Below are 8,496 nucleotides of genomic sequence, written 5' to 3' on the forward strand. Positions count from 1 at the left end.
ACCGCCGACCCGGCGTGCAATGGGAAACTGGTCGGCGTGTTGGTCACCGGATTCCCCGCTGGAATGCTGGCGTGCAACTGTTACGTGTTGGCGCCACGGCAGGGCTCTGACGCGATCGTCGTGGACCCCGGGCAGCGCGCGATGGCCCGGCTGCGGCGTGTGCTCGACGAGAATCGGCTGACGCCGTCGGCGGTGCTGCTCACCCACGGCCACATCGATCACATCTGGTCGGCGCAGAAGGTCTCCGACAGCTACGGCTGCCCCACCTACATTCACCCCGAGGACCGCTTCATGCTCACCGACCCGCTGCGCTCGCTGGGCACGGTCCCGGGGCAGGCGCTGTTCGGTGTGTTGAGCAAGGCGATGTTCTCCGAGCCCAAGCAGCTGATCGAACTGGACCGCGACGGGGACAAGCTCGGCTTGGGCAACACCACGGTGACTGTCGACCACACCCCCGGCCACACCCGGGGTTCGGTGGTGTTCCGGGTCGAGGGGGACGCAGCCGAAGTTGTGTTCAGCGGGGACACCCTGTTTCAGAACTCGGTCGGCCGCACCGACCTGCCCGGGGGCAGCGGCCGCGACCTGCTGACCTCGATCGTCGACAAGCTGCTCTGCCTCGACGACGCGACCGTGGTGCTGCCCGGCCATGGACCCAAGACCACCATCGGCGCGGAGCGCCGTTACAACCCATTCCTGGAAGGGCTGAGTGCGTGAGCACGTTTGCCGCACCCAAAGGGGTGCCCGATTACGTTCCGCCGGCCTCGGCCGGCTTCGTCGCGGTCCGCGACGGGCTGCTGGCGACCGCTCGCCGCGCCGGTTACGGCGACATCGAGCTGCCGATCTTCGAAGACACCGCACTGTTCGCGCGCGGGGTGGGGGAGTCCACCGACGTGGTGTCCAAGGAGATGTACACGTTCGCCGATCGCGGGGAGCGGTCGGTGACCCTGCGTCCCGAGGGCACCGCGGGGGTGATGCGTGCGGTGATCGAGCACGGGCTGGACCGCGGTCAACTGCCCGCCAAGCTCTGCTACGCGGGGCCCTTTTTCCGGTATGAGCGCCCGCAGGCCGGCCGCTATCGGCAGCTGCAGCAGGTGGGCGTCGAGGCGATCGGGGTGGACGATCCCGCGCTGGATGCCGAGGTGATCGCGGTCGCCGATGCGGGTTTTCGCTCCCTGGGATTGGAAGGTTTCCGGCTGGAGATCACCTCCCTGGGCGACGACACCTGCCGCCCCGCGTACCGAGAGTTGCTGCAGCAGTTTCTGTTCGGGCTCGACCTCGACGAAGAGACCCGGCAGCGCGCGCAGCTCAACCCACTGCGGGTGCTCGACGACAAGCGCCCGCACGTGCGTGAGATGACCGCGGACGCCCCGGTCATGCTGGACCATCTGTCGGCGGGCGCCCGCACGCACTTCGGCACCGTGCTGGCACACCTGGACGCACTCGGGGTGCCTTACGTGGTCAATCCGCGCATGGTGCGCGGCCTGGACTACTACACCAAGACCACCTTCGAGTTCGTGCACGACGGTCTGGGTGCGCAGTCCGGAATCGGCGGCGGGGGCCGCTACGACGGGCTGATGCGCCAGCTTGGCGGCCAGGATCTGTCCGGGATCGGCTTCGGTCTCGGCGTGGACCGCACCCTGCTCGCTCTGGCCGCCGAGGGCAAGACCGTGGGGACGACCACCCGGTGCGAGGTGTACGGGGTGGGGCTGTCCGAGGCCGCCAAATTGCGGCTCGCCGTTATCGGCGCGCAGTTGCGGGCCGCCGGGGTGCGGGTGGACCTGGCGTACGGGGATCGCGGCCTCAAGGGAGCGATGCGCGCCGCCGACCGTTCCGGAGCCGTCATCGCCCTGGTGGCGGGGGACCGCGACCTGGAGGCGGGCACCGTCGGCGTCAAGAATCTGACCACCGGGGAGCAGGTCGACGTGGCGGTCGACGACGTTGTCGCCGAGGTGCGCACGCGGTTGAGCGGCACCCGATAGGCGGGACCGGTGCGGTATGAGGCGCTGCCGCCGGCCCTCGTCGGAGCCGGCCCTCCGGTAGCGTGGCGCGGTATGACGATCATGCGGAACGTGACAGTCAAGTTCGGGACGGTGTTGCTGATGGCAGCCGCCGGAATGGCAGCCAGCCATGCGACGTCACTTGCGGACCCTGAGACCAGCCCAGCATCGCCAACCGAGAGCCCGGCGGCATCGCCCACCGAGAATGCGGGGCCGTTGCCGTCGCCCACTCCGGCAGAGAACGCGACCGAGCCGTCGGCCGACGCCCCGAAGAAGAGCGCGACCGGTGGCCACGAGGTCACCTACACCATCACCGCGACCAGTGACCTGACCGGCAACATCTCCTACATCAAGACCGACCCGCCCAGCATGGCGGCCTACAACGCCAACTCTTCGGAATACCTCGAGACGGTTCGGGTGCCCATCGGCGGGGGACAGCCGGTGGTCTACACCACCACGCTGGCCGACCCGAGTCAGTGGGCGCTCGTCACCGCGAGCGGAGGCTTGCGGACCAACCCGGAGTTCCACTGCGAGATCGCCGTCGACGGCGAAGTGGTGGTGTCGCAGCAGGGCGGTAGTGGAGTGTCCTGCGCCACCCGGCCCTGGTGATCGATCCGGCTCACTCGGCGAACACGTACACCCAGGCTCGCGCACCCGAGCGCAGTGGCACCGAGATCCGCCGGTAGGCGTCGACCTCGTACTCGTCAGCGGCCGCCAGTTCGGCGGGCGTGATCGCGAAAACCGTGCCAGGGACTGTGGCGTCATGTGCATCTGACGGGCGCAGGATCGGATGACGGTCGCTGCCGCTGACGGCCACCACGTGGGGATCGGTGATCGTCACATAGTCCAGGTCATAGCCGATGATCGCGTCTGGGCGACCGTCGGGTTCGCGCCCGAAGGTGCTGCGTTGTACCTCCGGCAGTTGCAGGGTGCCGTAGGAGAACAGCAGTTCGGTGCTCACTGTGCGCCACCTGCTTCGTCTGCTGCGACGACGACGACCTCGGCGAGGTGGTCGCCCACCGAGCGGAGGCGATGGCTGATCGAGGCGTCGAAGTAGGCGCTGTCACCGGTGCCCAGCGTCAACGTCGCATCGCCGTACACCAACTCAACGGTCCCGGCGTGCACGAAGAGGAATTCCTGGCCTTGATGTACCGGGTGCAGCCGATGTCCAGCACGCTCGGCGTTCCCCGTAGGACGAACCACGAACGGGGACATCGACTTTCCCAGCATGTTTGCGGCCATCGCCCGGTAGCGCTGCCGATCCTCTCTGCGGTCTGAGGCCCGGTCCACCGCGATCTTGTCTTCGTCGCCCCGCTCGGAGAACAGCTGTGCCACATCGACGTCCAGGGCCTGCGCCACCTTGATGGCCACCGCGATGGACGGCGTACTGCGACTCCGTTCGATCTTGGACAGGTAGCTCTTGGTCAGCCCGGTCCGCTCGGCGAGGCCTTCGAGGGTGAGCCCTCGCTGCTTGCGGACGGCGCGCAGCAGTTCCGTCATGCGTCCATAATGACATAACCATGACACCATGTGTCCTATCAGATACAGTCGTGTCATCCACTTCAGGCATCGAGGAGCTGCCATGGGCACCACGTTCGACGATTCCAAATCCGATCTGATGCAACGCGCGGAGCACCGCTTCGCGGAGAACTTCACCGGAACCCAGTGGACCACTCGCCAGAAGTTGGCCCTGACCTGCCGGGCGCTTTCCGACCGCGGTCATGACTCCGGCCTGGCCGGACAGATCACCGCCAGGGCCGAGACGCCGGGCACCTACTACACCCAACGGCTTGGTCTGGGATTCGACGAGATCACCGACACCAATCTGCTGCTCGTCGACGAAGACCTCAACGTCATCGAGGGCGAGGGGATGGCCAACCCCGCCAATCGATTTCACAGCTGGATCTATCGGGCCCGCCCGGATGTCCAGTGCATCGTGCACACCCACCCGTTTCACGTCGCCGCACTGTCCATGCTCGAAACCCCGCTGATCGTCTCGCACATGGACACCACACCGCTCTACGACGACTGCGCCTTCCTGCCGCTGTGGCCCGGTGTCCCGGTCGGAAACGAGGAGGGCGAGATCATCTCCGAAGCCATCGGCGACAAGAAGGCGATACTGCTGGCGCACCACGGCCAGATCGTGGCCGGCGCCAGCGTGGAGGAGGCCTGTTCGCTGGCGGTGCTGATCGAGCGTGCCGCCGCGTTGCAGCTGGCCGCCATGGCCGCCGGGACCATCAAAGAACTTCCGGAGAAGCTGGCCCGTGAAGCCCACGACTGGACCCTGCTGCCCAACCGCAGCCAGGCCAACTTCGCCTACTACGCCCGCCGCGCCTTGGCCGGCCACCCCACTGTGATCAATCAGTAAAGGGATCACCCGATAAGCAAGGAGTCTCTCGTGGCAGCACAGTTATCTGGAGTCATCGGCTACCCGGTGACGCCGTTCCGCGACGGCGGAATCGACACCACGGTCCTGACCACCGTCATCGACCGGCTCGTCGAGGCCGGGGTGCACGCCATCGCTCCGCTGGGCAGCACCGGTGAACTCGCCTATCTCGACGAGGTCGAGTTCGAGACCTGCGTCGACGCCTCGATCGCCGCGGTCGCCGGACGCCTGCCGGTGCTGGTCGGGGTCTCGGATCTGACCACCGCGCGTACCGTGCGCCGCGCCCGCTATGCCGCGCAGGCCGGTGCCGACGCGGTGATGGTCTCGCCGGTGTCGTACTGGAAACTGTCCGAACGCGAGATCACCGCGCATTACCGGGCCGTCTCCGATGCCATCGATATCGACATCGTGGCCTACAACAATCCGGCTACCTCCGGGATCGACATGAGTCCCGACCTGCTGGTGGCCATGTTCGAGGGCATCGAGCACGTGGCCATGGTCAAGGAGTCCACCGGTGATCTGAGCCGGATGCTGAGGATCGCCACCCTGTCCGACGGGCGCCTGCCGTTCTTCAACGGCAGCAATCCGCTGGTGCTCGAGGCGCTGCGGGCCGGTGCGGCCGGTTGGTGCACCGCGGCACCCAATCTGCGTCCGCAGCCCTGCCTGGACCTCTACACCGCGGTCACCGCGGGTGAGTTGGACAAGTCTCAGGCGTGCTACGACAACCTCAAGCCGCTGTTGGAGTTCATCGTGGCCGGCGGGCTGCCCACCACGATCAAGGCCGGCCTGGAGATGCTCGGGGTGCCCGCCGGGGAACCTCGTCGCCCGTTGTTGCCGCTGGACGAGGCGGGGCGGTCCGAACTGCGCGGGCTACTGTCGCTTTGACCCGGGGCTAACCGAGGTCGGCAGCGGCGAAGGTGTCGCACTTGTTGGGTTCGCCGCTCTGATAGCCGACGGTGAACCACTGCTGACGCTGCGCCGACGCACCGTGGGTCCAGGACTCCGGATTGACTCGACCGGTGGCGGCCTGCTGAATACGGTCGTCACCCACCGACGCTGCCGCGGACAATGCATCGCTGATGTCTTGGTCAGTCAGCGGCTGCAGGAACGGCACCCCGGTGCCCTCCTGCTTGGTCACCGACGCGTAATGCGCCCAGACCCCGGCGTAGCAGTCGGCCTGCAACTCGGTACGAACTCCGGCGCCCGTCGCACCCTGCGCGCCGGTTTGGGCCCGGCCGAGCACGCCGAGCAGATTCTGTACGTGGTGGCCGAACTCATGGGCGACCACGTACTCCTGGGCGAGCGGGCCGCTGCTGGAGCCGAACCGGTCGACGAGCACCTTGAAGAAGTCGGTGTCGAAGTAGGCGGTCTGGTCCGCGGGGCAGTAGAACGGTCCGACGGCGCTGGTGGCCGCCCCACAGGCGGTGGACGTCTGTCCGCTGAACAGCTCTACCCGGGGACGCGTGTACCCACGCAGCAGGTCCGACCACACCGCGTCCACCGAGTTGGCCGTGGCGACCACCCGGCATTGCACGTATTTATTGGCGTCCTTGCCGGTGCGGCATTTGTCGAGGTCGAAGCCCGGTGACGTGTACTGGCCGCGGTCCACGGGCTGCTGGCTGAGCACCTCACCGGGATCGGCCCCCAACAGCAGCGCCACGACCAGGATCACCAGCCCGGCGACGCCGCCGCCGATCGCGATCCCACGACCGCCGCCGCCTGATGAGGTGGTGCTGGTGTCGATCTGCATACCCTCGTTGAAGGTCATCGCACGCTCCGTGGAGTTGTCCGTAGTTGGATGGTGGCCAGCCGACCGAGTGGGGCACCCTAGCTTCGCATACCGGCACCCGCCCCCAGGCCCGGTTTAGCGCGGTTGCACCTGTTGAATCCCGCGCCTTGGCTAAGTGAATACAGCTTTGTCTGACCAGATCCCAAAGCTTTACTGAATGTTTGTAGCGGCGCTGTACCCCGAGGTCGAGCCGGTGTTACGTTCTGCATCCGGCCGCAATGGGACGCTTCCCGCGACGGCCGCCGCAGCTACCTGCCCCAAGGATCCAAGAGAGGTCGTCTGCTCGGTGAACGCTTCAACTCGTGTCTCCAGGACCCCGTGGTGCGCTGGCCACGCGTTGTTGTTCGCCTCGGGCGCCCCAGCTTTATCAGACCGTTATTACAACTGTCCGCTAGAGTGACGTACGTCAAGTATTGACGCAGACTTCGAGTATCAAACACTTCCCCGAGACGCTTGCACGACCCCCAGGAGGAACAATGTCGTTCGTAACCGCGCAGCCAGAGGTTCTGACGGCGGCCGCCGGAAGCCTTTCCGGAATCGGCGACTCGATGACCGCGGGGGTCACCGCCGCTGCTGCTCCCACCACCGGTGTGATCGCGCCTGCCGCCGACCTGGTGTCGGCCATTACTGCTGCACAGTTCTCGGCGCACGGATCCCTGTTCCAGGAAGTCAGCGCGCAGGCGGCGTTGGTGCACCAGCAGATCGCGGCCACTTTGGGTAGCAACGCCAACGCTTACGCCGTCACTGAGGCTGTAAACGCCACGGCAGCTGGCTGAAGCGGGGAGCCTCGATGAGTTTCAGTATCTTTCCGCCCGAGATCAACTCCGGGCTTATCTATACCGGCCCCGGCTCGAGTCCGTTGCTCGAGGCCGCGGCAGCGTGGACTCAGCTGTCGAGCGAGTTGATGACCTCGGCCACCGCGACCCACTCGGTGATCGCCAATCTGGACTCGACGTGGACGGGAGCCGGTTCGGCTGTCGCGACAGCCTCGACCGCCCCCTACGTGGCATGGCTGGAGCAAGCCGCGGTCACCGCTGCCAACAACGCTGCCCTGGCAACTCAGGCCGCCGCGCTGTTCGAGGCGGCGCGGGCCGCGTCGGTGCCGCCCGCGGTGATCGCCGCCAACCGCGCGATGCTGCTGGCGCTGATCTCGACCAACTTCTTTGGCCAGAACACTCCGCTGATCCAGGCCACCGAGCACCAGTATGAAGTGATGTGGGCGACCGACGGCGCCGCGATGGACACGTACAGCGGGTCTGCGGAGGCCAATAACAACGCGCTGCAACAGGTGTCGAACCCGCCGCAGGCTGCGCAGGCGACGACCCAGGGGACACCGGGATCGGCTGAGGGCGGTCCCACCCCCGGCACCGGCACCGGTGTACCGACCACGCCCGGCTACGACTTTGCCACCGTCGGTGGACTGCTCGACGCGGTCGGTCTCCCGTCGACGATGCTCGGCGCCAAGGCGGGGGCCACGACGATCAGCTCAGTGATGTCACCCATCAGCTATGGGTCTATGCCCCTGATGATGTTGGTGCGTTTCCTGCCGATGCTGATGCAGTTCGCCCGGATGGGCGGTGCGGCCGGTGCCACGGGGGCGTTGGCAGGGCAGACGGCCGCCGGGGGCGCCGGCACCCTGATGACTCAGATCGGCGACTTCGTCAACGACAAGCTGCAGGGCGCGGTCGGCGTGCTCGCGGGCCACTTCAGCTCGGCCACCAACGCGATCTCCGCCAAGCTCGGCCAGGCCGCCTCGATGGGCGCGCTGAAGGTGCCGGGAGCGTGGTCGATGGCCGCCGACGGTATGGTCCGTGCCGCCCCGGTGCTGCCCGCCACTACGGTCAGCGCCCCCATCCAGACCATGTCGGCAGGCTCCGGGCTGCCCGGCGGCCCCTTCGGCCACGCCATGATGGGCGCGATGGCCGGACGTGGCATGGGCGCGATGGCCGCCAAGGCACCCAAGGTTATGCCCCGTTCGCCGGCCGGCGGGTAGCGGAAGGGGCCTGAACACACACGTGTCTGCCGGGTCGGCGCCCGGCTACCACAACGAATTCCGAGCAAGAGAGAGAAAATCATGGCAACACGTTTTATGACTGATCCGGACGCGATGCGTTCGATGGCGGGCCGTTTTGATGTGCACGCGCAGACGGTGGAGGACGAGGCGCGCCGGATGTGGGCGTCGTCGACCAACATCTCCGGTGCGGGCTGGGGTGGTCTGGCGGAGCGGACCTCGATGGACACCATGGGTCAGATGCAGACCGCGTTTCGCAACATCGTGAACATGCTGCACGGGGTGCGGGATGGGTTGATTCGCGACGCTAACC

At 67.0% G+C, this 8,496-nt stretch carries 11 protein-coding genes; 8 read left to right on the plus strand and 3 right to left on the minus strand.

Annotated elements, in window-relative coordinates:
- Positions 1–36: 36 nt before the first annotated feature.
- The 3 genes from EJK91_RS17975 (at position 37) to EJK91_RS17985 (ending at position 2,606) form a co-directional block, all read left to right on the plus strand.
- A complete protein-coding gene (locus EJK91_RS17975) occupies positions 37–714 on the plus strand; it encodes an MBL fold metallo-hydrolase (RefSeq protein WP_206430438.1) in 678 nt (225 codons plus the stop codon).
- The gene (hisS, locus tag EJK91_RS17980) at positions 711–1,979 is read left to right on the plus strand and encodes a histidine--tRNA ligase (RefSeq protein WP_046301948.1); all 1,269 of its coding nucleotides are present in this window, start codon (positions 711–713) and stop codon (positions 1,977–1,979) included. The genes EJK91_RS17975 and hisS overlap by 4 nt, the downstream gene beginning before the upstream one ends.
- A gap of 234 nt (positions 1,980–2,213) precedes the next feature.
- Positions 2,214–2,606: a hypothetical protein gene (locus EJK91_RS17985; RefSeq protein ID WP_444850832.1), complete on the plus strand. Its 393-nt coding sequence runs from the start codon at positions 2,214–2,216 to the stop codon at positions 2,604–2,606.
- Between the two features lie 10 nt (positions 2,607–2,616).
- Here the strand turns inward: EJK91_RS17985 and EJK91_RS17990 are convergent, their stop codons facing one another.
- Together EJK91_RS17990 and EJK91_RS17995 are read right to left on the minus strand one after the other, a co-directional pair.
- Complete coding sequence (locus EJK91_RS17990; protein WP_024443327.1) at positions 2,617–2,958, minus strand: gamma-glutamylcyclotransferase family protein; 342 nt, start codon at positions 2,956–2,958, stop codon at positions 2,617–2,619.
- A complete protein-coding gene (locus tag EJK91_RS17995) occupies positions 2,955–3,497 on the minus strand; it encodes a helix-turn-helix domain-containing protein (protein ID WP_024443328.1) in 543 nt (180 codons plus the stop codon). Before EJK91_RS17995 ends, EJK91_RS17990 begins: the two co-directional genes overlap by 4 nt.
- Positions 3,498–3,579: 82 nt before the next feature.
- On the opposite strand from EJK91_RS17995, the gene EJK91_RS18000 reads away from it, so the two are divergent.
- Positions 3,580–4,365: an aldolase gene (locus EJK91_RS18000; protein WP_125079601.1), complete on the plus strand. Its 786-nt coding sequence runs from the start codon at positions 3,580–3,582 to the stop codon at positions 4,363–4,365.
- A 30-nt stretch (positions 4,366–4,395) separates the two neighbouring features.
- Positions 4,396–5,268 carry a dihydrodipicolinate synthase family protein gene (locus EJK91_RS18005; protein ID WP_125079602.1) on the plus strand — a complete coding sequence of 291 codons (873 nt, stop codon included), beginning with the start codon at positions 4,396–4,398 and terminating at the stop codon, positions 5,266–5,268.
- Between the two features lie 7 nt (positions 5,269–5,275).
- On the opposite strand, the gene ypfJ is transcribed toward EJK91_RS18005, so the two are convergent.
- Entirely contained in the window at positions 5,276–6,151 is an 876-nt protein-coding gene (ypfJ, locus tag EJK91_RS18010; protein WP_024443331.1) for a KPN_02809 family neutral zinc metallopeptidase, read from the minus strand.
- Positions 6,152–6,648: 497 nt separating this feature from the next.
- Here ypfJ and EJK91_RS18015 point away from each other — a divergent pair, with 497 nt between their 5' ends.
- The 3 genes from EJK91_RS18015 to EJK91_RS18025 form a co-directional block, all read left to right on the plus strand.
- Positions 6,649–6,948, plus strand: coding sequence for a PE family protein (locus EJK91_RS18015; protein ID WP_024443332.1), 300 nt, complete (start codon positions 6,649–6,651; stop codon positions 6,946–6,948).
- Between the two features lie 14 nt (positions 6,949–6,962).
- On the plus strand, positions 6,963–8,165 hold the full coding sequence (locus EJK91_RS18020) for a PPE family protein (protein ID WP_024443333.1): 1,203 nt from the start codon (positions 6,963–6,965) through the stop codon (positions 8,163–8,165).
- An 81-nt stretch (positions 8,166–8,246) separates the two neighbouring features.
- Positions 8,247–8,496, plus strand: a 250-nt coding sequence (locus EJK91_RS18025) for a WXG100 family type VII secretion target (RefSeq protein ID WP_164518014.1), incomplete at its 3' end; no start/stop codon positions are given.

This window comes from Mycobacterium sp. P7213, from assembly GCF_900604305.1.
Classification (GTDB): Bacteria; Actinomycetota; Actinomycetes; order Mycobacteriales; family Mycobacteriaceae; genus Mycobacterium.